Origin of the sequence: Stenotrophomonas sp. GD03654 (genome assembly GCF_029845105.1) — a bacterium.
In the GTDB taxonomy this organism is placed as follows: domain Bacteria; phylum Pseudomonadota; class Gammaproteobacteria; order Xanthomonadales; family Xanthomonadaceae; genus Stenotrophomonas; species Stenotrophomonas africana.
This window is the reverse complement of sequence record NZ_JAOCLC010000067.1, coordinates 1-26,014: the sequence shown is the minus strand read 5'-3', so window position 1 is coordinate 26,014 and position 26,014 is coordinate 1. Positions and strand designations below refer to the sequence as shown.

Sequence of the window (26,014 nt, the reverse complement as noted above, 5' to 3'; positions counted from 1 at the left end):
AAAAACGCCGCCCATCGGGCGGCGTTTTCGTACCAGCGCTTGCCGGCCAGCGGCCGGCACTACCGTCATGCTCAGCGTTCGACGATCGCCACCACGCCCATGCCGCCGGCGGTGCAGATCGACACCAGCGCGCGGCCACCGCCGCGTTCGGCCAGCTGCTTGGCTGCGGTCGCGATCACGCGGGCGCCGGTGGCGGCGAACGGGTGGCCGGTGGCCAGCGACGAGCCCAGCAGGTTGATCTTGTCCGGGTCGATGCGGCCCATCGGTGCATCCAGACCCAGGCGGTTGCGACAGTAGTCCTCGCTCTCCCACGCACGCAGGGTGCACAGCACCTGTGCAGCGAAGGCCTCGTGGATCTCGTAGATGTCGAAGTCCTGCAGGGTCAGGCCGTTGCGCTTGAGCATTTCCGGCACAGCCACGGTCGGTGCCATCAGCAGGCCTTCGCCATGCACGAAGTCCACCGCAGAGACATGCGCATCGCGCAGATAGGCCTGCGGCTCATGGCCGTGGGCACGCGCCCACTCTTCGCTGGCCAGCAGCACGGCGGCGGCGCCGTCGGTCAGCGGGGTGGAGTTGGCAGCGGTGAGCGTGCCACGGCCGGAGACCTTGTCGAACGCCGGCTTCAGCGTCGCCAGTTTCTCCAGCGAGGTATCCGGGCGCAGGATGTTGTCGCGCTCGACGCCACGGAACGGTGCGATCAGGTCGTTGAAGAAGCCACGCTCATAGGCGGCAGCCAGCTTCTTGTGCGACGACACCGCCCACTCATCCTGCGAGTCGCGCGAGATGTTCCACTCCTTGGCCATGTCCTCGCAGTGGTCGCCCATGCTCTTGCCGGTGCGCGGCTCGGCCACGCCCGGGAACTCGGGCTTGAGCTCGGAGAACTTGAAGCCGGAAGTAAGTGCACGGATCTTGTCGCCGGTGCTCTTGGCACGGTTGGCGGCCAGCAGGCGCGCGCGCAGCTTCTTGCCGTAGACGATCGGCACGTCGGAGGTGGTGTCCGAACCGCCGCCGATGCCTGATTCGATCTGGCCCAGCGCGATCTTGTTGGCAACGGTGATGATGCTGTCCAGCGAAGTGCCGCAGGCGCGCTGCAGGGTGATGCCGGGGGTCAGCGGCGACAGGCCGGAGGACAGCGTGGCTTCGCGGCCCAGGTTCCAGTCGCTGGAGTGCTTGATCACCGCACCCATCGCCACTTCACCCAGCTGCTGGCCGTGCAGGCCGAAACGTTCGACCAGCGCCCCCAGCGTACGGACCGACATGCCGAGGTTGCCGACATCCGAATACGCGGTGTTCTGGCGGCAGAACGGAATGCGGACGCCACCGAGGATGGCGACGGGACGAGCGTTGGGCATGGAGATACCTGGCATGGATGAGGGTGTCTGCAACATGGCCTGCACGGCGGAGCAGGCATAATGGAGCCAAGTGTAGCTGCCGCCCTGTGATGGGCCAACCGTGGAACCATGAGCAAACCCGACCCCGCGATGAATGCCCTTGGCGTGCTGGCCCTGGAACTGGCCGGCGGTGAAATCCCCCGCCAGGCGGTGCTCAGCGCTGAACAGGCCGGTGAACTGGCCGAACGCGTCGGCCGTGACCTGTCCAAGCTGGTGCCGCAGGTGGCCGAGCTGGACCTGGTGTTCGCCGCCGCGCATTTCGACCCGGCCGAAGTATTGCGCCCGGGCTGGCCGATCCACCGCCGCCTGGAAGAACTGCAGATGCGTGCGCCGGGCCGCAACCAGGGTCCGCGCCTGCTGGCGTTCGGTACCGATGCCAACGGTGATGTACCGCTGCCGTTCCAGGCCGATGCCGGCCTGGTGGGCGGTGGCCTGCGCGTGGTGCCGTTCCTGCTGACCGGCAGCGACGTGGCCACCACCCATGCGGTGGCCGAGGCGCTGGAAGACACGCTGCTGGCCAACGGCATGGCCCATGCCGACACCGCGTTGATGGCGCAGAACACCTTTGGTGCGCGCATCGAGCACGCGCGCTATTTCACCGTGAACGACCTGGCCGCGATGATGTCGATGCAGTACGACAACCAGGGCCTGGCCGCGCTGTGGCCGCTGATCGAGACCGCGATCATGGCGCCGGGCGAGGACGAATGGCTCAACGCCGCGCCCGAGCCGCTGCTGCGCTACACGCATGGCGAGGCGCGCATGGCGTTGTTCGACCCGGCCGGCTGGTGCGCGCACTACGACCACAGCAAGAACGACTGCGACCGCCTGAAGGGCATCTACGAGCAGTTCCTGATGCGCCAGCGGCAGATGGCCGCCGTGCTGGAAGCACATGGCGTGCCGGTGTTGTTCGTGCACTGCGAAGCCGGGCAGGACGCGCGCGAGTTGCTGGCGCGCTGATCTGCGGATGCGTGCCGCCGGGCGTGGCCCGGCGCTACCGTGCAATTGCGTTTCCCCGGGGCGCGACCGCCGTGCGTATTGCTGCTGTAGAGCCGAGCCCGTGCTCGGCTAAGGTCCACCGAAAAGCAGCCGAGCATGGCTCGGCTCTACAGGAAGCGATGCACAGCAAAACGCCGGTTTGCACCGGCGTTTTTCGTTTCCAGCAAAAGCGTCCTTACGGGGCCTTCTGGATCACCGCACACGCCAGGCGCGCGCCGGCGTTGCCGGTCGGCTGGGTCTTGTAGTCATCCGCATCGGCGTGGACGATCAGGCCACGGCCGATGATGTCGAAGTCATCACCCTTGCCGATGTTGACGTTGCTCGACACCGGGCCGTCGATGGTGGCCACGCCCTTGTCGTCGGCCTTGATGTTGGGCATGTCGCCGCCGTGGTGCGGATCGGCGGACACGCTGCCGTGATCCTGCTTGCCCGGGTTGAAGTGGCCACCGGCGCTCATGCCGTCCGGGGCACTGCAGTCGCCCTTCTCGTGGATGTGGAAGCCATGTTCGCTGCCCGGCTTCAGGCCACTGATCTGGCCGGTCACGTGGACCTTGCCGTCAACCACCTTGAAGGTGACGCTGCCCTTGGTCTCGTTGCCCTGGGTCGGTGCCAGTTCTGCGGTGGCCGAGGTGTCGCCGGCCGGCGCAGCCGCCGGGGCCGGCGTTGCAGCCGGTTCGGTGGTGGCGCCCTCGGCCGGAGCGGCCGGCGGGGTTTCAGTCTGCGGAGCGGCCGGCTGCTGGCCGCAGGCCGCCAGGCCCAGCGCGGCGATGGCCGCAAACAGCGAAGTGTGGATCAGACGCATTGGAATCTCTCCCTGGATGAAGCCTGCGGTGATCAGCGGACGACCCGGATCACGCCGCAGGCGATGCGGACGCCGGCATTGCCGGCGGGCTGGCTGCGATAGTCGTCGGCGTTGGCATGCACGACCAGTGCACGTCCGGCGATATCGGTGGCGGCGCCTCCGCCAAGGGTAACGCCCTTGAGGTGGATATCGACGTTGGCGCGGCCCTGGGCATCGGCACGCAGATTGTCCATGTCGCCCAGGTGATGCTTGCCGGTGCCGGCGCGGCCATGCGCAGCGCCACCGGGGTTGAAGTGGTTGCCAGCACTGCTGGCATCCACTGCGCTGCAGTCGCCGCGCTCGTGGATGTGGAAACCGGCCTGCTGCATCGGCTGCAGGCCACCGATCAGGCCGGTGATGTGGATGCCACCGGGCTCCACCATCAGCGCGATGCGGCCACTGACGATGCTGGCCGAAGCCGGCGCAAGATTGGCTTCGCCCTGCTTCGCTGCGCTGACCACGGTCGGCGGCGGCGGAGTAGGTTCGGTCTTTTTCGGCGCGCTGCCGCAGGCAGACAGCAGCACGGCGGCGGACAACGGCAGGATGGCAAAGGACAGACGCATCAAAGACTCCTTGCAGATGACACTAAGCGTTGCATCGTCCATGAACGATCAACGGTTCGGCAAGCGGGCGCGAGGATCGCGTGCAGGGACCGTTCAATGGGCCCCGCGGCGGCGCCCGGCGCCCAGCTTGCGGGTAAGGGTATTGCGGCCCAGGCCGAGGCGGGCCGCGGCTTCGGCACGGCGGCCATGGGTGATCTGCAGCGCGGCCTCCAGCAGCGCATGGTCGACCCGCTCGCGCACCTGCGCGTGGAGCCCGTCCACGCCTTCGGCCAGCTGACGGCGTGCCCATTCGGCCAGCAGCGCTTCCCACTGCCCCGGATCGGCGCTGGTGGTGCTGCTGCGACGACCGCGTGTACGGTTGAGCGCGGTATCGACGTCGGCCACGCCGATGGTGTCGGCGGCGGCCAACGCGGCCATCCGCCAGCACACGTTTTCCAGCTCGCGCACGTTGCCCGGCCAGTCGTGCTCGCGCAGTGCCTGCAGTGCGGCGGCGGTCAGGCGCTTCGGCGGCGTATCCAGCTTGCGCGCGGCGGCGGCCAGGAACGTGCTGGCGAGTTGCGCGATGTCTTCGCGGCGCTCGCGCAGCGGCGGCAGCTGCAACCGCACCACGTCCAGGCGGTGCAGCAGGTCGGCACGGAACTTCCCCTGCGCCACCAGGCCTTCCAGATCCTGGTGGGTGGCGGCGACCACGCGCACGTCGACGCGGATCAGTTCACGGCCGCCGACGCGGAAGAACTCGCCCTGTGCCAACACGCGCAGCAGGCGGGTCTGCAGCGGCAACGGCATGTCGCCGATCTCATCGAGGAACAACGTGCCGCCATTGGCCTGCTCGAAGCGACCGATATGGCGGCGCTGCGCGCCAGTGAAGGCGCCGGCCTCGTGGCCGAACAACTCGCTTTCCAGCAGTTCGGCGGGAATCGCGGCGGTATTGAGCGCGACGAACGGCCCCTGCGCGCGCGGCGATTCGCGATGCAGCGCATTGGCCACCAGCTCCTTGCCGGTGCCGGTCTCGCCGGTGATCAGCACCGCCAGCGGTGCCTGCGCCAGACGGCCGATGGCACGGAACAGCGCGCGCATCGGCGGGGTATCGCCCACCAGTTGCGGCGGCTGGTCGCCGTGCGCTTCCGCCGCCGGTGTGGGCGCCGCCAGTGCCGGTGCAACGGCCGGCAGCACACGCTGCGCCAGCGCCACGGCATCGTCCAGATCGAACGGCTTGGACAGGAATTCATGCGCGCCACCGCGGAACGCACCGGCCGTGCTGGCCACATCGGTGTAGGCCGACATCACCACCACCGGCAGCTGCGGCAGCGCGGCCTTGAGCTTGTCCAGCAGCACCAGGCCATCGTCGCCGGGCATGCGCACATCGGTGAACAGCAGCGCCGGCGGCGGGCCTTCGCTCAACGCCTGCAGGGCGGGGGCGGCGCTGTCGAAATCGACGACCTGGTAGCCCGCCTCGCGCAGTGCGGTGCACAGCACGAAGCGCACGGCACGATCGTCGTCGACCACCCAGATGCGCTGCGGGGACGAAGAAGACTCAGACATCGCGCGGGGCCTCCTCGGCCAGGGCGGCGCCGCTGATGATCGGCAGCAGCAGGGTGAACACGGTATGGCCAGGGCGCGAGCGGTAGGTCAGCGTGCCGCGATGCTCGCGCGCCACCTGCTGGGCCAGCGCCAGGCCCAGACCCGTGCCTTCGGCACGGCCACTCACCAAGGGCAGGAACAGATGCTCGGCCAGTTCCTCCGGCACGCCACGGCCGTCATCGGCGATTTCCAGGCGCAAGGCGAGCGTGTGCAGCTGCTCGGCGATGCGCACGCCATGCTCCACGCGCGTACGCAGGGTGATGTTGCCGGCGCCGGCCTGGATCGCGTTGCGCACCAGGTTCCAGACCGCCTGGGTGAGGCGGTCGGCGTCGCCATGGAACTCGGGAATGCTGGGGTCGTAGTCGCGCTGCAGGCGCACCGCCCAGCCAGCTTCGCTCTCGGCCAGGCGCAGCACGCGCTCCAGTGCGGCATGGATGTTCAGTTCGGCATGCGGCGCGGCCGGGGCCGGCGACAGCAGCTGGTCGAGCAGGCCGTTGAGGCGCTCGATCTCCGAGCCGATCAGCTCGATCAGCTCACGTTCGCTGGCATCGCGCTGGGCCGCGCGGCGGGCCAGCAGCTGCGCCGCGCCCTTCAGCCCGGCCAGTGGATTGCGCAGCTCGTGGGCCAAGCCCTTCAGCGCCGCGCTGAGCGCGCTGGGCAGGGCCTGGGTCGGGTCCAGCCCGGGGAATTCGTCGACCGGATGCGCCTCCAGCAACCAGCCACCATCGTCGCGGCGGCTCATCCAGCCCTCGGCGAAGCGCGGCGCCTCACCGGGCACCGCCAGTGCCAGCCGATTCAGGCGCAGGCTGTCGCGCTCATCGCGGGCCAGAAAATGGGCCAGTGCCTCGCCCTGCACTTCCAGTGCGGCAAGCGGCCGCCCCAGCAGGCGCCGGACGCTGACGCCCAGCCAGCGGGCGAAGGCCGGATTGCAGCCGGCGATGCAGCCATCGGCCCCGGCCCAGGCCAGCGGCGTGCCCAGGGCATCGAGGGACGGCGGGGGAGCGGGGTCGGACATTGCACCAATGTAGTGCAAAACGCGGATCCGGGGTCGGATCCCTTTCCGTCAGGAAAGGGCTCTGACCCCGGCCGGGCAGCGTTACACCGGGTAGCCGGTGGCTTCCCGGGCCTTCTTCCAGGCGCTTTCGAATTCGCGCGCGGAGATTTCGTCGTCCTCGTCGAAATCCAGGAACGACACCGGCTGGTCGGCCAGCAGGAAGCGGTCATCGCTGTGGGCATGCTCGTCGGCCCAGACCATCTTGGTGCCGTAGATTTCCACCTGGCGCACGATCTTCTCGCCGCGGGCTTCCATCAGCACGTTGCCCTTGCCCAGGCCCGATTCGGCCCAGTGCTTGTAGTACTTCTTTGCGGCGGATTTCGTGCCGGGTTTTGCGTTGTGCTTTGCGTAGGTCATTGCAGGGGTCCTGGCCGCAGGCGCGGCCGGAAAGTTCGGAATGACGCCATTATCGCCCGACCTGGCTGCACGCAGGTGAGCGCTTCATTGGGCCGGCACCGGCAACGCCACGCCCTTCGGCCACAGCATCCAGATATTGCCCTTCTGCTTCATGTCGCCGGCCAGCTTGCCGGCGGCGTCGCCGCTGCCCCAGTACAGGTCGGCGCGCACTTCACCGGCGATGGCGCCGCCGGTGTCCTGCGCGGCCACCGGGCGCACCACCGGGCTGCCGTCCGGGCGCGTGGTGGACAGCCACAGCAGGCTGCCCAGCGGCACCACGGTGCGGTCCACCGCCACGCTGTAGCCGGCGGTGAGTGGCACGTTCAGTGAACCGCGCGGCCCCTCCGGGCTGTCCGGATTGCGCACGAAGAACACGTAGCTGGGATTGCTGCGCAGCAGTTCCGGCACGCGCGCGGGATTGGCCCGGGCCCACGCGCGGATCGCGTCCATGGTGACGTCTTCCTTCTTCAGCTGGCCCTGGTCGACCAGCCAGCGTCCGATCGCGCGGTAGGGGTGGCCGTTCTGTTCGGCATAGGCCAGGCGCACCTGCTTGCCATCGCCCAGGCGCACACGACCCGACCCTTGGATCTGCAGCAGCTGCAGGTCCATCGGATCGGTCAGCCAGGCCAGCACCGGCGCCTTGGCGCCCTTGGCCGCGATGGTACCGGCGTCGTCATAGGGCTTGAGCACTTTGCCTTCGACGCGACCGCGCAGGCGCTTGCCCTTCAGTTCCGGATAGAGGCTCTCCAGCTGCACAACCACCAGATCATCCGGCGTGCCATAGACCGGCACCGTCGCCTTCTCGGTGCGGGTCAGGCTGCCGGCGTAGATCGGCTCGTAGTAGCCGGTAATCAGCCCGTCGGCCTGGTGGCCGCCGGCACGCAGTGCGTAGACATCCAAATCGCGCTGCAGGAACTGGCGGATCGCCGCCGGGTCCTTGTCCGAAACCGTCGCGGCGGTGGCGCAGGGTTTGGCCCAGACCGCATCGTTCTTCAGGCGGGTGCAGCTACTGCGCCAGGCGACGAATCCGGCCTGCAGGTCGTTGTCGGAAACAGACGGCAATGCACCCCATTCGGCCTTGACGTACGTGGCAGGCGATGGGGCAGGCGGTGTCTCTGGTGGCGTTCCCAATGTGGAACACCCCGCCAGCAGCACGAGGGTACCCAGGCTCCAGTACCTGCGGTTCGATTGGGCGTTGAATGCGGTCATGGGTCAAATGTAGTGCAAATGACCCTCTGCGTAGCAGCTTTTTCACGGCGTTTACCAACTCATCCGCTTCAGGATCGCATTGCCCGACAGATGATGCTTGACCACGGCGGCGATATGCAGGAACAGAAGCCCGCCCAGAACGACGCATGCATAGCGGTGTGCAGTATTGAACGCCATGGTCAGCTGCGGGTCGCTGATGGGCTGTGGAAAGCTCACCAGGTTGAACACATTGATCTCCCGCTCCATCATCAGCACGCCCGTCAGCAGCACGACGGTCGTGACAAGATACAGAGCGGCGTGAGCAATCAAGGCAGCCCATTCCGCTCCGCTGGCGGGTGCATCCCGGTGATTTGAGATGGCAATCACCACGCGTATGGCGAACAACGGAATCAACACCGAGGTGATGGACACGTTGAAGAAACCAATGGTTTCAGCGACGGTATGCGGCACGTCAAGAAGCGCCACGTAGAAACCACTGACAGTGGCCCAGAGGATGATGACCGCAGAGATCCAGTGCAGCAGCACTTGGGCTTTTGAGTAGCGCATGAGAGGCAATTCGCTCGATTGACGATGTCGGGCGACCTTAGGCATTCACCTCCTTGAACAACATCGAATGGATTGCAAAAAATTCCCACAGCCATCCATTCAGTGATTCCGATCAGATTCCCGAGGGATTCGCCCGTTGCCAGCTGCAAGCCGGCAGCCCTCTTTACGGCGTCTGCAGTAGCAGCGAGTGCAGGATGCGCGCGTCTTCGGCATCCAGTGTCTTCGGCAGGTCGTCGCGGCCACGGAAGCGGCGGTGGAAGGCGGCGACGGTGGCCTCCCGGTTGTCCAGCGGATAACCGAAGCGGGCCAGCGCATTCCACGCGTCGAAGCCTTCCGGTGCCGCACCATCGGCGGCGCGCGGCCAAACGCCGAACCCGGCGTCGGCCAGCTGCTGCCAAGGGAAGAAGCGGCTCGGATCCTGCTTGCGGGTCGGCGCCAGGTCGGCATGGCCGATGACCTGCCGCGGCGGGATGTTCAGCCGTTCAGTGAGATCGCGCAGCAGCACGATCAATGACTCGATCTGCGCCGGGCTGAAGGGGCTGCGACCGTCGTTGTCGAGTTCGATGCCGACCGAGGCTGAATTGAGATCGGTGATGGTGCCCCAGCGTCCGGCACCCGCGTGCCACGCACGGCGTTCATCGGCCACCAGCTGGTAGCGATGGCCATCGGCACCGATCAGGTAGTGCGCGCTGACCCGTCCGCCGCTGTTGGCGGTGCGCAGCGTACGCAGGCTCTGCTGCACCGATTTCTGCTCGGTGTGGTGGATGACGATGATGACCGGCGTGCGCGCGTTCTGGTTGGGTGACGGCACCCAGGTGGCGAGCGGGTTGCGGGTTTCCTGCGGCGTGGAGGCGCAAGCGGCCAGCAGCAGGCAGGCCGAGAGCATCAGGGCGGTGCGGATCGGGTGCATGGCCTGATTGTGCGCGATCGCGCCTGATGATGCATGCCACGGTGCCGAGCAAGCTTGGCACCCACCAGAGAGGATGCGGTAGATCCACGCCATGCGTGGATGGGCTACCCGCTGTGCCGACCAACGGTCGGCACCCACCCGAGCAGGAGCAGTGCCAGGCGAGCCTGGCACCCACCAGAACAGTAGAAGTGCCGACCAACGGTCGGCACCCACAACATCAATGCAGCAGCTCCGCCGCTACTTCAGGCCTCGTAGGCCGATTCGCCGTGCGAAGTCACATCCAGGCCGGTGCGTTCGGCCTCTTCGGTCACGCGCAGGCCGACCACGCTGCGCACCACCAGCAGGATCAGCGTGGTCACCACCGCCGACCAGACCACCGTCAGCCCGACGCTGACCACCTGCACCCAGACCTGGTGCGCGATATCCAGATCGGCCTTGGTGCCGCCCAGCGACTGTGCACTGAACACGCCGGTAAGGATCGCGCCGACGATGCCGCCGACACCATGTACACCGAACACGTCGGCGGTGTCGTCCACTTTCAGCAGGCGCTTGAGGCCGGTCACGCCCCAGACGCAGACCACGCCGGCGACCAAGCCGATGACGATCGCGCCCAGCGGGCCGACGGTGCCGCAGGCCGGGGTGATGCCGACCAGGCCGGCCACCGCACCCGAGGCCGCGCCCAGCGCCGACGGCTTGCCCTTGCCGATCGCCTCCACCAGTGTCCAGCCGAGTACGGCGGCAGCGGTGGCCAGCACGGTGTTGAGGAAGGCCAGCGAGGCCACGGTATCGGCGGCGGCGGCGGAGCCGGCATTGAAGCCGAACCAGCCGACCCACAGCAGCATCGCGCCGATGTAGGTGAACGGCACGTTGTGCGGCTTAAGCGCGGTCTGGCCGTAGCCCAGGCGCTTGCCGACGAACCATGCGGCCACCAGGCCAGCCACACCCGCATTGATGTGGACCACGGTGCCACCGGCGAAGTCGATCGCACCCAGTTCGCCCAGGTAACCGCCACCCCAGACGATGTGCGCCATCGGGATGTAGCTGAGGGTGAACCACAGTGCCGAGAACAGCAGCACCGCGCGGAACTTGATGCGCTCGGCGAACGCGCCGACGATCAGCGCGGTGGTGATGCCGGCGAAGGTCGACTGGAACGCGACGAACAGATAGTCCGGCAGGCCCTTGATCGGCGTGTTGCCCACCGAGTCGGGGGTGAAGCCCTTGAGGAAGGCGAATTCGGTGAACGAGCCGAAGAACGGATTGCCCGCGCTGAACACCGCGCTGTAGCCGTAGGCCACCCACAGCAGCAACACCAGCGAGAACACCACCAGGATCTGGCTGAGTACCGACAGCACGTTCTTCGAACGCACCAGGCCGCCGTAGAACAGGGCCAGGCCCGGCACCACCATCAGCAGCACCAGCAGGGTGGAAGTGAGCATCCAGGCGACGTCGCCACGATCATAGGCGGCGGCCGCTTCGGCCACGGCCGGCGCAGCGGCTGCGGCAACCGGATCCTGCAGTGGTTCAACGGCCACACTTTCGCTCGGCAACGGCGAGACCTGCGCCTGGGCATGGGCATTGCCCGGCCAGGCACCGGCGGCCAGCGCGCTGAGCAGCATCAACAGGCACACCAGATGGAACCGGGCCTGCCACCCGGTGAGAAGGCGCATCTTCATTGGGGGAGTCTCCGGAAGGGGGTTACAGCGCGTCGGCACCGATTTCGCCGGTGCGGATGCGGATGACCTGTTCGACGGCGGTGACGAAAATCTTGCCGTCACCGATCTTGCCGGTGCCTGCCGACGACTGGATCGCTTCGATCACCGCGTCGGCACGCTCGTCGGTGACCACGGTTTCGATCTTGATCTTGGGCAGGAAATCGACGACGTACTCGGCGCCGCGGTACAGCTCGGTGTGGCCCTTCTGGCGACCGAAACCTTTCACTTCGGTCACGGTGATACCCGACACGCCTGCATCGGACAGGGCCTCGCGGACCTCGTCGAGCTTGAACGGTCGGATGATGGCGGAGATCAGTTTCATGCGCATGTCCCGATGGTGGATGGGGCCAGCGCGCCAGCGCGCGTTGGCATCAGGCAACCACGGGTCATCAGGATGATGACCGTGGCTGTTGCACCGGACACGTACAGGGCCGGGACGGCCGTGCCTCTCTCCTTGCACGACCGACGCGGGAGGGAGGGCGGCCCTGGTCGCGTATCCGGTCTCTCTCTTGCCCCTGGATAAGCGGGCCAAAGGCCCGCGTTCCAATGCAGCGGACTGACAGCCCGCTCTACAACGGCGGGCCTGCGCCCGCCTTGCGGCTCCCCAGCCGCGAAAACGGAAGCGATGGCGGCGGGTGGGAGGGGGAAGCCCACCGCCATCGCCACCGGTCAGCTGGCGTAGTACAGCTGGTATTCCAGCGGGTGGGTGGCCGCGCGGAACTTGGTCACTTCCTGCATCTTCAGCGCGATGTAGCCGTCGATGAAGTCATCGCTCATCACGCCGCCTGCCTTCAGGAATTCGCGATCCTTGTCCAGCGCTTCCAGCGCCTGGTCCAGCGAGGAGCAGACCTGCGGGATCAGCTTCTCTTCTTCCGGCGGCAGGTCGTACAGGTCCTTGTCGCTCGGTGCGCCCGGGTCGATCTGGTTCTTGATGCCGTCCAGGCCGGCCATCATCAGCGCGGTGAAGGTGAGGTAGCCGGACTGGATCGGGTCCGGGAAGCGCATTTCGATGCGGCGTGCCTTCGGGTTGGAGACCCACGGAATGCGGCACGACGCCGAACGGTTGCGGGCCGAATAGGCCAGCATCACCGGCGCTTCGAAGCCCGGCACCAGGCGCTTGTAGCTGTTGGTGCCCGAGTTGGCGAAGGCATTGATGGCCTTGGCGTGCTTGAAGATGCCGCCGATGTACCACAGCGCCAGCTGGCTCAGGCCGCCGTAGCCGTCACCGGAGAACAGGTTGGTGCCGCCCTTGGACAGCGACTGGTGCACGTGCATGCCGCTGCCGTTGTCGCCGACGATCGGCTTGGGCATGAAGGTGACGGTCTTGCCGTTGCGGTGCGCGACGTTCTTGATCACGTACTTCATGCGCAGCAGCTCGTCGGCCTTCTGCACCAGGGTGCTGAACTTGGTGCCGATCTCGCACTGGCCGGCGGTGGCCACTTCGTGGTGCTGCACTTCCACTTCGATGCCGACCTGTTCCAGGGTCTTGCACATCTCGGCGCGCAGGTCGTGCAGGGTGTCGGTCGGCGGAACGGGGAAGTAACCGCCCTTCACGCCCGGACGGTAGCCGCTGTTGGCACCGTCGTACTTGGCGCCGCTGTTCCAGGCGGCTTCTTCGGAATCGACCTTGAAGAAGGTGTTGCCCATTTCATTGGCGAAACGGACCGAATCGAAGATGAAGAATTCCGGCTCCGGGCCGAAGAACGCGGTTTCGGCGATGCCGGAGGACTTCAGGTAGGCCTCGGCGCGCTTGGCGATGCCGCGCGGGCAACGGCCATACGGCTGCATGGTGGCCGGGTCGAGGATGTCGCAGCTGATCACGATGGTCGGATCGGCGTAGAACGGGTCGACGTAGGCGCTGCTGGTGTCGGGCAGCAGGACCATGTCCGATTCGTTGATGCCCTTCCAGCCGGCGATCGAGCTGCCATCGAACATCTTGCCTTCTTCAAACAGCGACGGCTCGACGATGCTGACCGGGAAGGTGACGTGCTGCTCGACGCCACGCATATCCACGAAACGCAGATCGACGAATTCGATCTGGTTGTCCTTGATCAGCTTCTCAACGTTTTCCACGGACATCGGTACGACCTCGGATGGGGATGAATGCCTCCTGAGGTACAGCAACGACCGTGCCAACTTTTTACAGCCCGCAAGTCATTGATTTCAAAAAGAGTGCCCCGGACCGGTGCAAATCGGTGCGCACCAATGAGGTGCGCCCGCCATCAGACGCACCCGTTTGGTGCAGCAGGGATCGTCTATCCTCTCGACCTTCTTCCTTCCTGCCGCGCGTGCCCGCACCGTCCATGTCCGACCTGCTCTCCGCCCTGCTGCTGGGCATCCTCGAAGGCTTGACCGAGTTCCTGCCGATCTCCAGCACCGGCCATCTGCTCATCGCCCAGCACTGGCTGGGTGCCCGTTCGGACTTCTTCAACATCGTCATCCAGGCCGGTGCGATCGTGGCGGTGGTACTGGTCTTCCGCCAGCGCCTGCTGCAACTGGCCACCGGCTTCAACCAGCGTGAGAACCGCGAGTACGTGTTCAAGCTGGGCGCGGCCTTCCTGGTCACCGCCGTGGTCGGCCTGGTGGTGCGCAAGGCCGGCTGGTCGCTGCCGGAAACGGTCAGCCCGGTGGCGTGGGCGCTGATCATCGGTGGCGTCTGGATGCTGCTGGTGGAGGCCTACACCGCGCGCCTGCCCGACCGCGACCAGGTGACCTGGACGGTGGCGATCGGCGTCGGCCTGGCGCAGGTGGTGGCCGGTGTGTTCCCCGGCACCTCGCGCTCGGCGTCGGCGATCTTCCTGGCCATGCTGCTGGGCCTGAGCCGCCGCGCGGCCGCCGCCGAGTTCGTGTTCCTGGTCGGCATCCCGACCATGTTCGCCGCCAGCGCCTACACCTTCCTGGAAATGGCAAAGGCCGGGCAGCTGGGCAGCGAGAACTGGACCGACGTGGGCGTGGCCTTCCTTGCCGCGGCCGTCACCGGCTTCGTCGTAGTGAAGTGGCTGATGGGCTACATCAAGTCGCACAAGTTCACCGCCTTCGCCCTCTACCGCATCGCGCTGGGTGCGGCACTGCTGCTGTGGTTGCCGTCCGGCAGCTGAACAGCGCCGGGGCACGGTAACCCCCTTGCCGGCCCCACCCCGTTTCCCCCACGGTTCCCCAAGGAGAATCACCATGAACCGCAAGCTCACCCTGCTCCTCCCGCTGGCCCTGATGGCCGCCTGCAGCCAGACCCCGGCACCGGCCGGCACCGGCGGTGACGACGTGGCCCCGGCCGCGGCCAAGGCAGCAGACCAGCAGACGCTGGCGCACCTGGATGCGCAGCGCCTGCAGAGCCAGCACTGGCTGCTGCAGCAGGCCACCGCCGCCGACGGCAAGCGCATCGACGCGCTGTTCGCCCGCGAAGACAAGCCGGTCACCCTGGACTTCGCTGATGGCCGCCTGTCGGTCAGCAACACCTGCAACCGCATGGGCGGCGGCTATACCTTCGACGCTGGCAAGCTGAGCGTCAGTGCGATGGCCTCGACCATGATGGCCTGCACCGACAAGGCGCTGATGGCGCTGGACGAGGCCGTGTCGAGCCGCCTGCAGGGCGAGCTGAAGGCCGAGCAGGATGCCGATGGCAAGCTGACCCTGACCAACGCCAAGGGCGACAGGCTGGTCTTCACCCCGGAACCGACGGCTGAAACCCGCTACGGCGGCGCAGGCGAAACCGTGTTCCTGGAAGTGGCCGCCAAGACCGAGAAGTGCTCGCACCCGCTGATCCCGGACTACCAGTGCCTGCAGGTGCGTGAGGTCAAGTTCGACGACAAGGGCCTGAAGCAGGGTGAGCCGGGCAAGTTCGAGAACTTCTACGGCAACATCGAGGGCTACACCCACGAAGACGGCGTGCGCAACGTGGTGCGCGTGAAGCGCTATGAGGTGAAGAACCCGCCGGCCGATGCGCCGTCGCAGGCGTACGTGCTGGACATGGTGGTCGAGTCGGCCATCGAGAAGTGATGTAGAGCCGACTGTCAGTCGGCTGGCACTTGAAGGGCGGCCGCGAGGTCGCCCTTCTTCGTTGTGCGTTGTAGAGCCGAGCCATGCTCGGCTGCTGTCTATCGGGAAAAGCAGCCGAGCATGGGCTCGGCTCTACAGAAGCACATTGCCGCTCAGGCCAATGCGGGGTTCAAGGTGTAGGTGCCGTGCAGCGCCGCTTCCGCCAGCACGTGGCCGTGCATGGCGCGATACGCGTCTGCGGCGGTGAAGCGTGCCGGAAGCTCCAACGAGGCCACGTCCAGCGCGAACACCCGGAAGAAGTAGCGGTGCACACGCTCGTCGTTGAACGGCGGGTACGGGCCGTCGTAGCCCAGGTAGTCACCGGCCATGTCCGGGTTGCCGGCGAACCAGCCGGTGAAGTCGTTCAGGCCCTGGCGGCTGCCAGCCGGACCCGCGGGTGCGGGCTTGCCCTTCACCACGAAGCCATCGCTGCAGCTGCCAGCAGCAATCTCCTGCACCGAGGCCGGGATATCGGCCATCACCCAGTGCACGAAGTCGCAACGCGGCTGGTCGCGCGGCACGGTCATGTCATTGCGGCCGACCGTCTCCGGCACCGTCGGCACGTCCGGGTCCACGCACACCAGCAGGAACGAACGGGTGCCGGCCGGCGCCCCGCTCCAGGCCAGGTGCGGGTTGCGGTCGGGCGCGAAGCCAGCGGCATCACCGGCGGCGAACTCACGGTCGATCGGTGCGCCGTTGGTCAGGCTGTTGCTGCTCAGCTGCATTGCATTCTCCTCACTCTTCCGGGTAACCCAGGCGCACCGCAACCGGGGTGAGCTGGGCGAAGGCGGCGCTCATCACGTCGCGGTAGTTGCGCCAGTGGCCTGCAGGCAGGCGCGGCGCGCCCAGCTGTGCCGCCGGCGGCATCGGCCGCTCGAACAGGCGGCCCAGCAGTTCGGCCATCGCGTGCGGATCATTGCCGATCTGGTCGATGCGCAGCAGCACGTGCGGGTACAGGTCTTCCTCGTGCAGCGTGGCGATCTGGGTCAGTGCGCGCGTCAGCCATTCGCTGGCTTCGGCCAGCGAGGTCATCGCCAGCGGTGCGGCGGCGCCGTAGGCCACCCAGTCCAGCAGCATGTCGCGCGGATCACGCAGCACCAGCACCAAGCGCCCCTGCGGCAGCTGCGGGCGCAGCGCCCACAGCAGGGCGTTGTCCCACCACAGCAGCCAATCGATCACGGTGTCGCTCTGCAGGCCACGCGCCGGCAGCTGTTCGCGCCAGCGCTGCACCAGCCGTTCCGGCGTCAGCACGCCCGAGGCCAGGTCCTGCAGCGTGTTGTAGTTCTGGAACGCATCATCGGGTGGGGTATTGGTATATCGGTCGCTGCGCAGCACAGGGCTGGCGGCCGCCAGGCCGGTCGCCACGCGCTCCACGCCCGAACCGGGGGCGCCCCACAGGAAGATCGGTGCGGAACTGGCATCACCTTCGATGCTGCCCTTGTCGGGCCAGCTCGGCGGCGACTTGGCCTGTGGCGGCAACGGCAGGCGCTGCGGGGCCTGGTCGGTCTGCAGCGACATCCACGTGCGCAGCGCCTCCTGCGGCTGTCCGGCACGGTCCTGGATCTCGCCCATCCAGGTCCGCAGATCAGCGCGATGCGCTTCCGGCGCCTGCTCGATCAGCGCCTGCACACGGGCAACCGCCGCAGCGGGATCACGCTGCAGCAGCCCCTCGACCAGACGGGATTCACCGCTGACGCGACCCGGTTCCAGGCTGACGATGCGCTCGGCGATCGCTTCGGCCTGCGCGTGTTCACCCGCCATGTCATGCAGGCGAAGGCGCGCTTCCAGGGCCGGCACATGCGTCGGCATCGCTGCCATCCAGCGCTCGACCGCAGCCACCGCGCTTTCGCTGCCCACCTGCTCGATGGCCAGGCGCGCCAGCCACACGTCGTGCAGCTGGTCATGCGCGTCCAGCACCGCATCCAGGCGCGCGCGTGCTTCTTCTTCGCGGCCCAGGCGCTGCCACGACATCAGCAGCAGCTGCAGCACCTGGCGGTCTTCCGGCTGCGTTTCCAGCAGCGGCAGCAGGTAGTCCAGCGCCTGCAACGGCTGGCCGTTGCGCAGCGCCAGTTCACCGGCCAGGCGACGCATCGCCGGCACGTCCAGCTCCGGCTGCCGCAGCGCTACCTGCACGGCTTCGGCCGCCGCCGGCACGTTGCCCTGGCGCAGTGCCAGCTGCACCACCAGGCCATGCAGCGAGGACAGCGACGGATTCAGCTCCAGCACGCGGCGGAACGACTGCTCGGCAAACGCCAGCATGTCCTTGCCCAGGTAGGCGAAGCCCAGTGCATACAGCACACGGGTATCGTCCGGCAGTGCCTTGCTGGCGGCCGACAGCAGCGCCAGCGCGCGGTCGGCTTCGCCACGGCGCAGCGCGACCATGCCGTCGATGGTCAGCAGTTCCGGATGCTCCGGCTCCACACGCGCGGCCAGGGTCGAGATGCGCTGTGCTTCGTCGAAATCGTTGCGGCCGATCGCCAGGTGCGCCTGCATCAGGTAGGCGGAGAAGGAATTCGGATCGAGACCGGTGGTGCGCACCAGTGCTTCGTCGGCCCCTTCGAACTGGCGCAGCGCCAGCAGCAGGCCGGCGTGCTGCAGGTGCAGCTGAGCGTCGTCCGGGGCCAGCCGCAGCGCCTGCTGCAATGCCTCCATCGCGGCTTCGGCATTGCCCTGCTGCTGCAGCGCAAGCGCCAGCCAGCGGTGGGCATCGGCGCGGCCGGGTTCGTCACGGGTCCACGCCTGGGCCAGCTGCACGGCCTGGTCGGCCTGGTTCTGGCGCAACGCTTGGATGATCTGGTCTTGCATGGCAGTCCGGTTCAAGTGCAAACCGGCATTGTAGCGGGCTGCGCGCCGCTGCCGGTTCAGGCCTGCAGGACCCGCTGCAGGCGTTGCGCCACCCAGCGCTCGGAGAAGCCGTCACCCCGCCAGTTCTCGATGAATCCGCAGTGGCCGCCCCAGCAGGCAGTTTCCAGGCGCGCCTGGCGCGGCAGCTGCCAGTCACTGAAGGTCGCATAGGGAATGACCGGGTCATCCTGCGCCATCAGGATATCAGCCGGCACCTGCAGGGCGGAGAGGCGGTCACCGGCAATCGAATAGCCATCGAAATAGGCCTGCAGCGAGCCGAAGCTGGTGTGCCGCTCGACCAGCCACGCGGTCAGCGCGCGGATGTCCAGCTTCAGCACGCGGTCGTCGCAGTCGCTCAGTTCAGGGAACAGGTCGCGCTTGCGGCGCAGCGAACCGGCCCACTTGCGGCGGAAGTACCAGTCGTACATCGCCGGGCCATTCTCGATGCTGTCCATCGTCAGCGCCGGGTCCAGCACCGGGCACACCGACGCCACCCGCAGCAGCGGCACGCCGGCGGCCGGCGCGCGCAGGGCCAGCCGCAGCACGAAATTGCCACCCAGCGAATAGCCGGCAGCCACCAGCGGCAGCTGCGGCCAGCGCTGGGCGATATCGCCCGCGGCATGCACCACTTCATCGATCAGGTTGGAGTGGAAGATGCCGGGGTTCAGATGGTGGGTGTTGCCGTGGTCGCGGAAGTTCAGCCGCACCACATCGAAACCCTGTTCGATCATGCGCGCGGCCGCCATGCGCATGTAACTGGATTCGGCACTGCCTTCCCACCCGTGCAGCAGCAGGGCAATTCCCTTGGGCTGGCGACCTTCGACATGGCTGTGCCAGCCCTGCAGGCGCACGCCGTCACCGCCATCGAGGATCAGCTCCTCGCTGACCGCACCGGTGGCGGCCAGCAGCAGCAGGCCACGCTGCAGGCGCATGCGGCTGGAACTGAGCATCGACTGCAGGTGCGGATTGCGCAGCCAGCGCGGCGGCTGATAGTCAGCCGCATGCAGCGTCGGCGTACCGGCGTCCAGGACGGGTGGCGGTATCAGGGCCACCGCACCCTCACTGCGTGCTCATGGCCGCCACGATGCGCGCGCGCGAGGTTTCCGCGATGCGTCGACGGCCTTCCAGGTCCTGGGTACCGATCGGCTCCAGGAAATGCACTTCGGTATGCCGCGCCGGCTCACCGAGCAGGCGCAGGAAATTGGCGGCGAAACTCTCGCCCGGGCCGAACGCGACGATGGTTTGTGCGTCGCCCTTCACCCCGTACACCAGCGCCACCGGCTGCACCGGCACGCCGGTTTCAACCGCGGCCTGGAAGATGCGGGCATGGAACGGCCCCACTTCGTGGCCGCCGCGGGTGCGCCCTTCCGGAAACACACCGACCGCCTTGCCGGTGCGCAGGCGCTCCGCCATCACCTGCATCACCCCACCGAGCGATTCGGTATTGCCACGCTGATGGAAGATGGTCTGGCCGCGCGCGGCGAGCCAACCAACCAACGGCCAACTGGCGATCTCGCGCTTGGCGACAAAGCCCATCATGCGCTGGCTGTGCAGGATGGAGATATCCACCCAGCTGACATGGTTGGCCACAAACAGCACGGCGCCCGGCAGCGGCTTGCCGATCTGCGACAGGCGGAAGCCGAAGATCCACATCAGCCCGCCCTGCCACCAGTTCACCACCTTGGCCCCGAACGTATCCTCGCCCACGCGCAGTTCGCCCCACGGCGGAAGCATGCCGATCAGGATGAGCGGCAGGAACACGGTGATGTGGACCAACAGCAGCGGTACGCGGTACAGGTAACGGCACACACGCGCCACGCCGCCACGGGGGGCCGGAGTGGGGGAAGTCATCCGCGCACGATACCGGAGCGCCGCGGCAGCTGCCAGCCGATTTAGGCCATAACCGCCATTGACCGGGGCAATCGGCGGGGAACGCTGGGTTCTGCCGCCGTCAACACGCCCGACGGGGGACTCAACCGTGGCCGGCGGCCACCACCGCCAGGGTCAGCCGCGAGATGCACACCAGCCGGCCCTGCTCGTCCTCGATGCGGATTTCCCACAACTGGGTACTGCGGCCCACGTGCAGCGCGCGCGCGGTGCCGGTGACAGTCCCCGAGCGCACCGCACGCACATGGTTGGCGTTGATTTCCAGGCCCACGCAGATCTGCTTTGCGGTATCCACGCACAGGTTGCCGGCGCTGCTGCCCAGGGTCTCGGCCAGCACCACCGAGGCACCGCCGTGCAGGATGCCGTAGGGCTGCCGGGTGCGCTCGTCCACCGGCATGGTGGCCTGCAGCCAGTCTTCGCCCGCGGCGCTGAAGACGATGCCCAGCGACTCGATCGCCGTGTTGCGGCTGAGCGCATTGAGCTGCTCGATGGAAACAGCTTCGCGGAACACCTGGGTCATGCGGGCACCTTCAGAGAATGGGAACGAGGCCGGCACCGAATGCGGTCAGCATGCGCACCAGCAGCCACTTCGGGCCGACGTTGACTTCGGGGAAGTCGCCGACGGCAACGTAGCAGCGATGGAAATCCGGGTCCTGCCGTGGCAGCGGCTGCGGGCAGTCCGGGCCGGGCTTGAACTCGTAGTCGGTGGCATAGCGCCACGGCCAGAAGTCGAGAATCGGTAGCGCTTCGGAGGCTTTGCCGACACTGTAGTTCAGGCCCGACAGCACCGGCGGCTTGGCCCGCGGCGCCACCGTCCACGAGTTCTGCGGATGGGTATCGCGCAGGATGCTCTCGGCCAGCTGCTCGGCGAAGACCGGATCGTCGATGATCACCGCGCCTTCGGTGTTGTAGTTCTCGCTGCGCGGATCGAAGTTGTGGGTGCCGACCACGCCGATGCGGCGGTCGACCACCAGCGACTTGGCGTGCAGGCCCATGCGCGCACCCTTGCGGGTGACCGGCAACGGCTTGTTGACCGCCTTGCTGCCCAGGAACGACGGACGCGTCTCGGTACGCAGCAGGCGCGTTTCCACTTCGCTGCCAGCGGCACGACGGCGTTCGCGGGCGTTCTGGTAGGCGCTGCCGGTACGCGGATGGTTCACCGGGCCGTGCTTGTCCATCGCGCCCGAGCCGCCATCACTGCCACCGCGCGCATTGCTGCCGGCGGCGCTGCCGCCGATCAACGGATTGCGCCCGCTGCCATCCTCGCCTTCGGGCGCGGCGATCGGGTCGGGCAGCAGGTTGCGGTAGTCGACCGGCGCATCCAGCGGGAACGGCTTGTATTCGAAGATGTTGAAGCCCAGTTCGCGCATGTTGCGCCGCTTGTACTTGTACGACAGCGCATACACGATCGGGTTGTCGGTGGCCGCCAGGCTGTTGCTGGACACCACCACGCGCGGCGGCTGCGGACGCTTGCGCAGCTCGCGGAACAGCTTCTGCGCCGGCTTGGACAGCACCAGGTACGGCGTCTGCAGGATCACTTCCTTCTGCGCGCTGGCGATCAGCGCGTCCAGCTGAGGCTCGGTCACATGCTGGCCAGCCAAGGGTGCGTCGGCCTTCTCGCGGCGATGCTTGCGCGGCAGATCCGCCACATAGCGCACCGAAGCCACCGGCAGCGCCGTATCGACGAAGGAGCGGGTGACGAATTCGGTGTCGTTGGCTTCGGCACTGACCCGTTGCACCCGTTCCGGGCGCCGGAAGGTGGCCGGCGGCAGCGTAGGTACGCCCTCGCGCAGCAAAGTGCGGCCGACATCGTTCAGGCGTTCGGCCGGCACGCTGCGGTGAGCCCGCCAGAAGGCATCGAAGTTGGCCGCCATCGCCCGTGCCTCCGGCCCCGCAATCAGCACGTCGCGGTCGCGGAAGTTGTACTCGCGGTCCCAGTCGTAATAGTCGTCCTGGTAATTGCGACCACCGACCACACCGATCGCGTCGTCGATCACCAACAGCTTGTTGTGCATGCGCTGGTTGAAGCGGCGGAAGCAGCACAGCACGCTGCCGGCGTAGTCGAAGTAGTTCAGCCGGGCCTTGCCGAAGGTCGGGTTGTAGACCCGCAGCTGGAAGTTCTGGTGGGCACCGGACAGCGCCCCCAGGATCTCGAGGTCGGAGATCGCCGAGAGCTGGTCGATCAGCACCCGCACCTTCACCCCGCGGCGGGACGCGGCCAGCAGTTCGTCGATGACCAGCCGGGCGCTGTCGTCCTTGTCGAAGATATAGGTCTGCAGGTCGATGCTGCGGGTAGCGCTGCGCAGCAGGTTCAGGCGTGCCACCAGGGCGCCCTCGCCCTCATCCAGCAGGGTGGCGTAGTGGCGCGGTCGCTCCGGGGTGGATTCGGTGAACGCCCGCCCGGCCAGGGCCCGCAGCGGCGAGTCCTGCGCGCAACGGTCGGCGCGCTGGCAATCAACCACGGTCGAGCGCGCCTGCACCGCGATCGCTTCGGCACGGTCGCGCTCGGCATGCGACAGCGAGGCACAACCGCTGCCCAGCAACACGGTTGCCAGCGCCAGTACACGCAGCAGGAGGTTCACGGTTTCGGCGCCTCGCTCAGGCGCGCTCGCAATACGAAGGTCACTCGGTCACTCAAGGCAAGCTGCCAGCTGTCCATTCCATACCGGCCTCGCTGCACGGTACCGCGGCTGACGACATCGCAATCATAGCCGGGACGGGCGCAATCCGCTTTCTCGACCTTGAGCTTCTCGGGGTGGCTGATCCCACGCAGGGTCAGGCGACCATCGATATCGCCCCCGTTCTCCACGGTCTCCGGCCAGTACGGCAGCGAGTCGAACTCGACCACCGGATGGCGGCCGGCATCGAAGAACTCCTCGCCGCGCATCCAGCCGGTGTAACGCGACTTGCCGGGGATCTCGACCGAGCGCGTGAACATCTTCAGGTGCACCTGGTGGCGGCCATCGGAAAGGATCTCGATGCGTCCTTCAAAGTGCGGGAACACGCCTTCGATGCGTTGCCCGAAGCGGGTGCGCACTTCGAAGCCGATCTGCGAGCGCACGGTATCCAGGCGCAGCATCCGCGGGGCTTCGGCTGCCACCGGTGGCAACGGGGTGGGCGGAGGTGCTGCAGCCCAGGCGGGACCGAAGGCCAGCAGCGCGGGCAGCAGGAAGCGGCTGCGCCGCGCCAGGCTCATCGGATCACGGCCACCAGAACGCGTTCAGGCTGGCCACGCCCGGTTCGATCGAGGCCTCGCGCGGGAAGCCAAGCACGGCGATACCGGCCGGCGGCATGCCGCGATAATCGCTGCTGGTGCCCTCGGTCATCAGCGCCACCAGGCGCTCCAGACCCGGGTTGTGGCCGACGATCAGCACCCGGTCGAGGTCACGGCGGTCGTCCACCAGCGCCGCCAGGGTGCCGGGGGTGGCCTCGTAGATGCGGTCTTCCAGGCGCTTCTCCACGTAGCCGATGGTGCCAAGCACGGCCTCCAGGGTCTCCCGGGTGCGCCGCGCCGGCGAGCACAGCACGCAGTCCGGCAGCAGATTGTTTTCCTTCAGCCACTTGCCGGCGGCTTCGGCTTCGGCCAGCCCTACCGGCGACAACGGCCGGTCAAGGTCGGCCTGGCCGGGAGTGGCCGGTTCGGCATGGGCATGGCGCAGCAGGATCAGTTCACGCATCGCGGGTTTCCATGAAGAAGAGGATGCAGCAGAAGGAGTGAGGCAGGCATCAAAGCTTGAGCCAGGACAGCAGCGGCTCCCAGTCGGCCTGGTGTTCGCGCACCTGGGCGGAGCGGTAGTCGAACAGGCTGCGGCCCAGGCCGGTCATGACCACGTAGCTCTGGCTGTCACGCAGCTGCGCGACCACCGGGTATGGCCATTCGGCCAGCATCTGCAGCGCCTGCTGCGAGGTCTGGGTCCATGGCTTGGTGCGGTTCAGGACCAGCCCCACCGGCAGCTTGCGGCTGTGCACCCGTGGGTTCTGGGCCAGGCTGTTGAGGAAGCCGACGATGGCTTCGATATCCAGCGCCGAGGGCAGCACCGGCACCACCACCGCGTCGGCAGCGTCAAGGAAATGGGGGATATCGTCGGCCAACGCACCGGCCGGCGCATCGATGATGACGGTTTCGGTACCGTCGGGCAGCTTCTGCGCCCACTGCTTCTTGCGATACACGTCGATGGGGAGCACCGCGCTTTCCAGCCCGGCACGTCGTTGCGCCCAGCGGGTGCTGGAGCCCTGCGGGTCGGCATCGGCGATCACCGTGGCCTTGCCCTGCAATGCCGCGTACGCGGCCAGGTGGGTGGCGACGGTGGTCTTGCCCACCCCGCCCTTGGAACCGGCCACCAGGATCGTCTTCATGCCAGCCTCGCTTCCGGGTACGTGCCCCGAGCGTACACCGGCGGTGGTGACGGGAGGTAGCATCGCGCTGAACCTGTGGCCATCGCCTTTGCTATCGTGGCGCCCCCGAAGGATCGAACCGGCATGAGCGAGCTGCAGGACCTGAGCGCACTGATCCGCGCCAATACCCCCCTGATCGTGATCGAGACCCAGGACGAGGGTCGCATCGTGGAACTGTTCCGGCAGACGCTGATGCACGTGTGGCGGGCGCTGCACCGCTGGTCGATCACCGAAGGCCTGCGCCGGATCGACCTGGACAGCGAGGATCCGCCAGTCGGGCCGCCGGATGCCAGTGCGGCCCTGCAGATGATCCGCCAGGCGGAGCAGCGCGGGGTCTACCTGCTGCTCGATTTCCACCCCTACCTGGGCTATGCCAGCCACCAGCGCGCCCTGCGCGACCTGATCCAGCGCCGCCACAGCGAACCGCACGTGCTGGTGCTGATCGGCGCCAAGGTGGAACTGCCGGCCGAGCTGGAAGCACTGGCGGTACGCTTCAACCCACGCCTGCCCGATGCCAACGCCCTGCTGAAGATGCTGCGCGAGGAGGCCGACGCCTATGCACGCGAGCATGGCGGCCGACGGGTGGAAGTCGACAGCGAAGCGGTGAAGAAGATCCTGAAGAACCTGCAGGGCCTGAGCCTGGTCGATGCCCGCCGTATCGCGCGCCAGCTGATCTACGCCGACGGCGCGCTGCGCGACGACGACCTGCCGCAGCTGGCGCGGCTGAAGTTCGAGCTGCTCAATCGCAGCGGCCACCTGTTCTTCGAGCACGACAGCGCGCGCTTCGGCGACGTGGCCGGCGCCAACCGGCTCAAGCGCTGGATCAACCAGCGGCGGGTCGCATTCATCGCCGGCTCGGCACCGGCCGGGCTGGACCCGCCACGCGGCATGCTGCTGCTGGGCGTGCATGGCTGCGGCAAGTCGATGCTGGCCAAGGCCACCGCGGCCGGCTTCGGCGTACCACTGCTGCGCCTGGACGTGGGCGCGCTGTACAACAAATACCACGGCGAGACCGAGGCGAACCTGCGCCAGGCACTGGCCTCGGCCGAGCAGCTGGCGCCCTGCGTGCTGTGGATGGACGAGATCGAGAAGGGCCTGGCCACGGGTGGCGAAGACGGCGGCGTGTCACGCCGCGTGCTCGGTTACCTGCTGACCTGGATGGCCGAGCGCAAGGCGCCGGTGTTCATCGTCGCCACCGCCAACCAGGTGCACGAGCTGCCTGCCGAACTGCTGCGCAAGGGCCGCTTCGACGAGATCTTCTTCGTCGACCTGCCCTCGCCTGAAGTTCGCGTGGAACTGTTGCGCCTGCACCTGGGGCGGCGCCAGCTCAATGCCGACGACTTCGCACTGCCCGCGCTGGCGGCGGCCGCGAATGGCTTCTCCGGCGCCGAGATCGAGCAGGCGATCGTGGCTGGCCTGTATGCGGCACACGCCGAAGGCCGGCCGCTGGACACCGAGCTGCTGATGAACGAGATCCGCGCCACCCGACCGCTGTCGGTGCTGATGGCCGAGCAGGTGGAAGCACTGCGGGCGTGGGCGTCGGGGCGGACGGTTTCCGCGGACGACTGAGAGGTTTCCCGCGAACGGCGCAGCCCCTCGTGGCGGCGGGTTGGCCGTGAACATCAAAAGCCGCGCTTGGCCGGGCGGGGTGGAT

Annotated in this window: 25 protein-coding genes; 4 read left to right on the top strand and 21 right to left on the bottom strand. The window is 67.5% G+C overall.

Annotation, left to right across the window (positions count from 1 at the left end):
* Positions 1-71: 71 nt before the first annotated feature.
* Positions 72-1,367: an acetyl-CoA C-acetyltransferase gene (locus N5J73_RS19935; RefSeq protein ID WP_012478738.1), complete on the bottom strand. Its 1,296-nt coding sequence runs from the start codon at positions 1,365-1,367 to the stop codon at positions 72-74.
* A gap of 93 nt (positions 1,368-1,460) precedes the next feature.
* Here N5J73_RS19935 and N5J73_RS19930 point away from each other — a divergent pair, with 93 nt between their 5' ends.
* The gene (locus N5J73_RS19930; RefSeq protein ID WP_049446113.1) at positions 1,461-2,348 is read left to right on the top strand and encodes a hypothetical protein; all 888 of its coding nucleotides are present in this window, start codon (positions 1,461-1,463) and stop codon (positions 2,346-2,348) included.
* A 214-nt stretch (positions 2,349-2,562) separates the two neighbouring features.
* Here N5J73_RS19930 and N5J73_RS19925 read toward each other — a convergent pair whose 3' ends face one another.
* The 11 genes from N5J73_RS19925 to glnA all read right to left on the bottom strand — a co-directional run bounded on the left by N5J73_RS19925 (position 2,563) and on the right by glnA (position 13,278).
* The gene (locus N5J73_RS19925; protein WP_049446111.1) at positions 2,563-3,189 is read right to left on the bottom strand and encodes a superoxide dismutase family protein; all 627 of its coding nucleotides are present in this window, start codon (positions 3,187-3,189) and stop codon (positions 2,563-2,565) included.
* A gap of 32 nt (positions 3,190-3,221) precedes the next feature.
* The gene (locus N5J73_RS19920; RefSeq protein ID WP_005407586.1) at positions 3,222-3,791 is read right to left on the bottom strand and encodes a superoxide dismutase family protein; all 570 of its coding nucleotides are present in this window, start codon (positions 3,789-3,791) and stop codon (positions 3,222-3,224) included.
* Between the two features lie 93 nt (positions 3,792-3,884).
* Positions 3,885-5,333 carry a nitrogen regulation protein NR(I) gene (gene ntrC / locus N5J73_RS19915; RefSeq protein WP_049446109.1) on the bottom strand — a complete coding sequence of 483 codons (1,449 nt, stop codon included), beginning with the start codon at positions 5,331-5,333 and terminating at the stop codon, positions 3,885-3,887.
* Complete coding sequence (locus tag N5J73_RS19910; protein WP_049446106.1) at positions 5,326-6,387, bottom strand: ATP-binding protein; 1,062 nt, start codon at positions 6,385-6,387, stop codon at positions 5,326-5,328. Before N5J73_RS19910 ends, ntrC begins: the two co-directional genes overlap by 8 nt.
* Before the next feature lie 81 nt (positions 6,388-6,468).
* Positions 6,469-6,783 carry a hypothetical protein gene (locus N5J73_RS19905; protein WP_049446104.1) on the bottom strand — a complete coding sequence of 105 codons (315 nt, stop codon included), beginning with the start codon at positions 6,781-6,783 and terminating at the stop codon, positions 6,469-6,471.
* An 84-nt stretch (positions 6,784-6,867) separates the two neighbouring features.
* On the bottom strand, positions 6,868-8,031 hold the full coding sequence (locus N5J73_RS19900) for an MltA domain-containing protein (protein WP_049446103.1): 1,164 nt from the start codon (positions 8,029-8,031) through the stop codon (positions 6,868-6,870).
* A 51-nt stretch (positions 8,032-8,082) separates the two neighbouring features.
* A complete protein-coding gene (locus tag N5J73_RS19895; protein ID WP_197596289.1) occupies positions 8,083-8,622 on the bottom strand; it encodes a cytochrome b/b6 domain-containing protein in 540 nt (179 codons plus the stop codon).
* A gap of 118 nt (positions 8,623-8,740) precedes the next feature.
* Complete coding sequence (locus tag N5J73_RS19890; RefSeq protein WP_049446100.1) at positions 8,741-9,487, bottom strand: N-acetylmuramoyl-L-alanine amidase; 747 nt, start codon at positions 9,485-9,487, stop codon at positions 8,741-8,743.
* Positions 9,488-9,729: 242 nt separating this feature from the next.
* Positions 9,730-11,160, bottom strand: coding sequence for an ammonium transporter (amt, locus tag N5J73_RS19885; protein WP_049446098.1), 1,431 nt, complete (start codon positions 11,158-11,160; stop codon positions 9,730-9,732).
* Positions 11,161-11,182: 22 nt separating this feature from the next.
* The gene (locus N5J73_RS19880; RefSeq protein ID WP_004134334.1) at positions 11,183-11,521 is read right to left on the bottom strand and encodes a P-II family nitrogen regulator; all 339 of its coding nucleotides are present in this window, start codon (positions 11,519-11,521) and stop codon (positions 11,183-11,185) included.
* Positions 11,522-11,868: 347 nt separating this feature from the next.
* Positions 11,869-13,278: a type I glutamate--ammonia ligase gene (gene glnA, locus N5J73_RS19875; RefSeq protein WP_049446096.1), complete on the bottom strand. Its 1,410-nt coding sequence runs from the start codon at positions 13,276-13,278 to the stop codon at positions 11,869-11,871.
* A gap of 224 nt (positions 13,279-13,502) precedes the next feature.
* On the opposite strand from glnA, the gene N5J73_RS19870 reads away from it, so the two are divergent.
* Together N5J73_RS19870 and N5J73_RS19865 are read left to right on the top strand one after the other, a co-directional pair.
* Positions 13,503-14,297, top strand: a complete 795-nt coding sequence (locus tag N5J73_RS19870; RefSeq protein ID WP_049446094.1) for an undecaprenyl-diphosphate phosphatase — start codon at positions 13,503-13,505, stop codon at positions 14,295-14,297.
* A gap of 73 nt (positions 14,298-14,370) precedes the next feature.
* The gene (locus tag N5J73_RS19865) at positions 14,371-15,195 is read left to right on the top strand and encodes an META and DUF4377 domain-containing protein (RefSeq protein ID WP_049446092.1); all 825 of its coding nucleotides are present in this window, start codon (positions 14,371-14,373) and stop codon (positions 15,193-15,195) included.
* A 152-nt stretch (positions 15,196-15,347) separates the two neighbouring features.
* On the opposite strand, the gene N5J73_RS19860 is transcribed toward N5J73_RS19865, so the two are convergent.
* The 9 genes from N5J73_RS19860 to N5J73_RS19820 all read right to left on the bottom strand — a co-directional run bounded on the left by N5J73_RS19860 (position 15,348) and on the right by N5J73_RS19820 (position 24,321).
* Positions 15,348-15,959, bottom strand: coding sequence for a YbhB/YbcL family Raf kinase inhibitor-like protein (locus N5J73_RS19860; protein ID WP_049446090.1), 612 nt, complete (start codon positions 15,957-15,959; stop codon positions 15,348-15,350).
* A 10-nt stretch (positions 15,960-15,969) separates the two neighbouring features.
* Positions 15,970-18,039 carry a tetratricopeptide repeat protein gene (locus N5J73_RS19855; protein ID WP_049446088.1) on the bottom strand — a complete coding sequence of 690 codons (2,070 nt, stop codon included), beginning with the start codon at positions 18,037-18,039 and terminating at the stop codon, positions 15,970-15,972.
* A 56-nt stretch (positions 18,040-18,095) separates the two neighbouring features.
* Positions 18,096-19,130 carry an alpha/beta fold hydrolase gene (locus N5J73_RS19850; protein ID WP_080354832.1) on the bottom strand — a complete coding sequence of 345 codons (1,035 nt, stop codon included), beginning with the start codon at positions 19,128-19,130 and terminating at the stop codon, positions 18,096-18,098.
* 7 nt (positions 19,131-19,137) lie between these two features.
* On the bottom strand, positions 19,138-19,929 hold the full coding sequence (locus N5J73_RS19845; RefSeq protein WP_049446086.1) for a lysophospholipid acyltransferase family protein: 792 nt from the start codon (positions 19,927-19,929) through the stop codon (positions 19,138-19,140).
* Between the two features lie 121 nt (positions 19,930-20,050).
* A complete protein-coding gene (locus N5J73_RS19840; RefSeq protein ID WP_010487227.1) occupies positions 20,051-20,485 on the bottom strand; it encodes a hotdog fold thioesterase in 435 nt (144 codons plus the stop codon).
* A 10-nt stretch (positions 20,486-20,495) separates the two neighbouring features.
* A complete protein-coding gene (locus tag N5J73_RS19835) occupies positions 20,496-22,547 on the bottom strand; it encodes a phospholipase D family protein (RefSeq protein WP_049446084.1) in 2,052 nt (683 codons plus the stop codon).
* A complete protein-coding gene (locus N5J73_RS19830; RefSeq protein ID WP_049446082.1) occupies positions 22,544-23,161 on the bottom strand; it encodes a YceI family protein in 618 nt (205 codons plus the stop codon). Before N5J73_RS19830 ends, N5J73_RS19835 begins: the two co-directional genes overlap by 4 nt.
* A 4-nt stretch (positions 23,162-23,165) precedes the next feature.
* A complete protein-coding gene (locus N5J73_RS19825) occupies positions 23,166-23,642 on the bottom strand; it encodes a histidine phosphatase family protein (protein WP_005407539.1) in 477 nt (158 codons plus the stop codon).
* A 49-nt stretch (positions 23,643-23,691) separates the two neighbouring features.
* The gene (locus N5J73_RS19820; protein WP_049446080.1) at positions 23,692-24,321 is read right to left on the bottom strand and encodes a ParA family protein; all 630 of its coding nucleotides are present in this window, start codon (positions 24,319-24,321) and stop codon (positions 23,692-23,694) included.
* Between the two features lie 123 nt (positions 24,322-24,444).
* On the opposite strand from N5J73_RS19820, the gene N5J73_RS19815 reads away from it, so the two are divergent.
* Positions 24,445-25,929, top strand: coding sequence for an AAA family ATPase (locus N5J73_RS19815; RefSeq protein ID WP_164078595.1), 1,485 nt, complete (start codon positions 24,445-24,447; stop codon positions 25,927-25,929).
* The last annotated feature ends 85 nt before the right edge of the window (positions 25,930-26,014 follow it).

Bases quoted from the DNA above. Each gene is read 5' to 3' on its own strand.
- N5J73_RS19935 (WP_012478738.1), bottom strand. From the start codon at position 1,367: ATGCCAGGTATCTCCATGCCCAACGCTCGTCCCGTCGCCATCCTCGGT.
- N5J73_RS19930 (WP_049446113.1), top strand. From the start codon at position 1,461: ATGAGCAAACCCGACCCCGCGATGAATGCCCTTGGCGTGCTGGCCCTG.
- N5J73_RS19925 (WP_049446111.1), bottom strand. From the start codon at position 3,189: ATGCGTCTGATCCACACTTCGCTGTTTGCGGCCATCGCCGCGCTGGGC.
- N5J73_RS19920 (WP_005407586.1), bottom strand. From the start codon at position 3,791: ATGCGTCTGTCCTTTGCCATCCTGCCGTTGTCCGCCGCCGTGCTGCTG.
- ntrC (WP_049446109.1), bottom strand. From the start codon at position 5,333: ATGTCTGAGTCTTCTTCGTCCCCGCAGCGCATCTGGGTGGTCGACGAC.
- N5J73_RS19910 (WP_049446106.1), bottom strand. From the start codon at position 6,387: ATGTCCGACCCCGCTCCCCCGCCGTCCCTCGATGCCCTGGGCACGCCG.
- N5J73_RS19905 (WP_049446104.1), bottom strand. From the start codon at position 6,783: ATGACCTACGCAAAGCACAACGCAAAACCCGGCACGAAATCCGCCGCA.
- N5J73_RS19900 (WP_049446103.1), bottom strand. From the start codon at position 8,031: ATGACCGCATTCAACGCCCAATCGAACCGCAGGTACTGGAGCCTGGGT.
- N5J73_RS19895 (WP_197596289.1), bottom strand. From the start codon at position 8,622: ATGCCTAAGGTCGCCCGACATCGTCAATCGAGCGAATTGCCTCTCATG.
- N5J73_RS19890 (WP_049446100.1), bottom strand. From the start codon at position 9,487: ATGCACCCGATCCGCACCGCCCTGATGCTCTCGGCCTGCCTGCTGCTG.
- amt (WP_049446098.1), bottom strand. From the start codon at position 11,160: ATGAAGATGCGCCTTCTCACCGGGTGGCAGGCCCGGTTCCATCTGGTG.
- N5J73_RS19880 (WP_004134334.1), bottom strand. From the start codon at position 11,521: ATGAAACTGATCTCCGCCATCATCCGACCGTTCAAGCTCGACGAGGTC.
- glnA (WP_049446096.1), bottom strand. From the start codon at position 13,278: ATGTCCGTGGAAAACGTTGAGAAGCTGATCAAGGACAACCAGATCGAA.
- N5J73_RS19870 (WP_049446094.1), top strand. From the start codon at position 13,503: ATGTCCGACCTGCTCTCCGCCCTGCTGCTGGGCATCCTCGAAGGCTTG.
- N5J73_RS19865 (WP_049446092.1), top strand. From the start codon at position 14,371: ATGAACCGCAAGCTCACCCTGCTCCTCCCGCTGGCCCTGATGGCCGCC.
- N5J73_RS19860 (WP_049446090.1), bottom strand. From the start codon at position 15,959: ATGCAGCTGAGCAGCAACAGCCTGACCAACGGCGCACCGATCGACCGT.
- N5J73_RS19855 (WP_049446088.1), bottom strand. From the start codon at position 18,039: ATGCAAGACCAGATCATCCAAGCGTTGCGCCAGAACCAGGCCGACCAG.
- N5J73_RS19845 (WP_049446086.1), bottom strand. From the start codon at position 19,929: ATGACTTCCCCCACTCCGGCCCCCCGTGGCGGCGTGGCGCGTGTGTGC.
- N5J73_RS19840 (WP_010487227.1), bottom strand. From the start codon at position 20,485: ATGACCCAGGTGTTCCGCGAAGCTGTTTCCATCGAGCAGCTCAATGCG.
- N5J73_RS19830 (WP_049446082.1), bottom strand. From the start codon at position 23,161: ATGAGCCTGGCGCGGCGCAGCCGCTTCCTGCTGCCCGCGCTGCTGGCC.
- N5J73_RS19825 (WP_005407539.1), bottom strand. From the start codon at position 23,642: ATGCGTGAACTGATCCTGCTGCGCCATGCCCATGCCGAACCGGCCACT.
- N5J73_RS19820 (WP_049446080.1), bottom strand. From the start codon at position 24,321: ATGAAGACGATCCTGGTGGCCGGTTCCAAGGGCGGGGTGGGCAAGACC.
- N5J73_RS19815 (WP_164078595.1), top strand. From the start codon at position 24,445: ATGAGCGAGCTGCAGGACCTGAGCGCACTGATCCGCGCCAATACCCCC.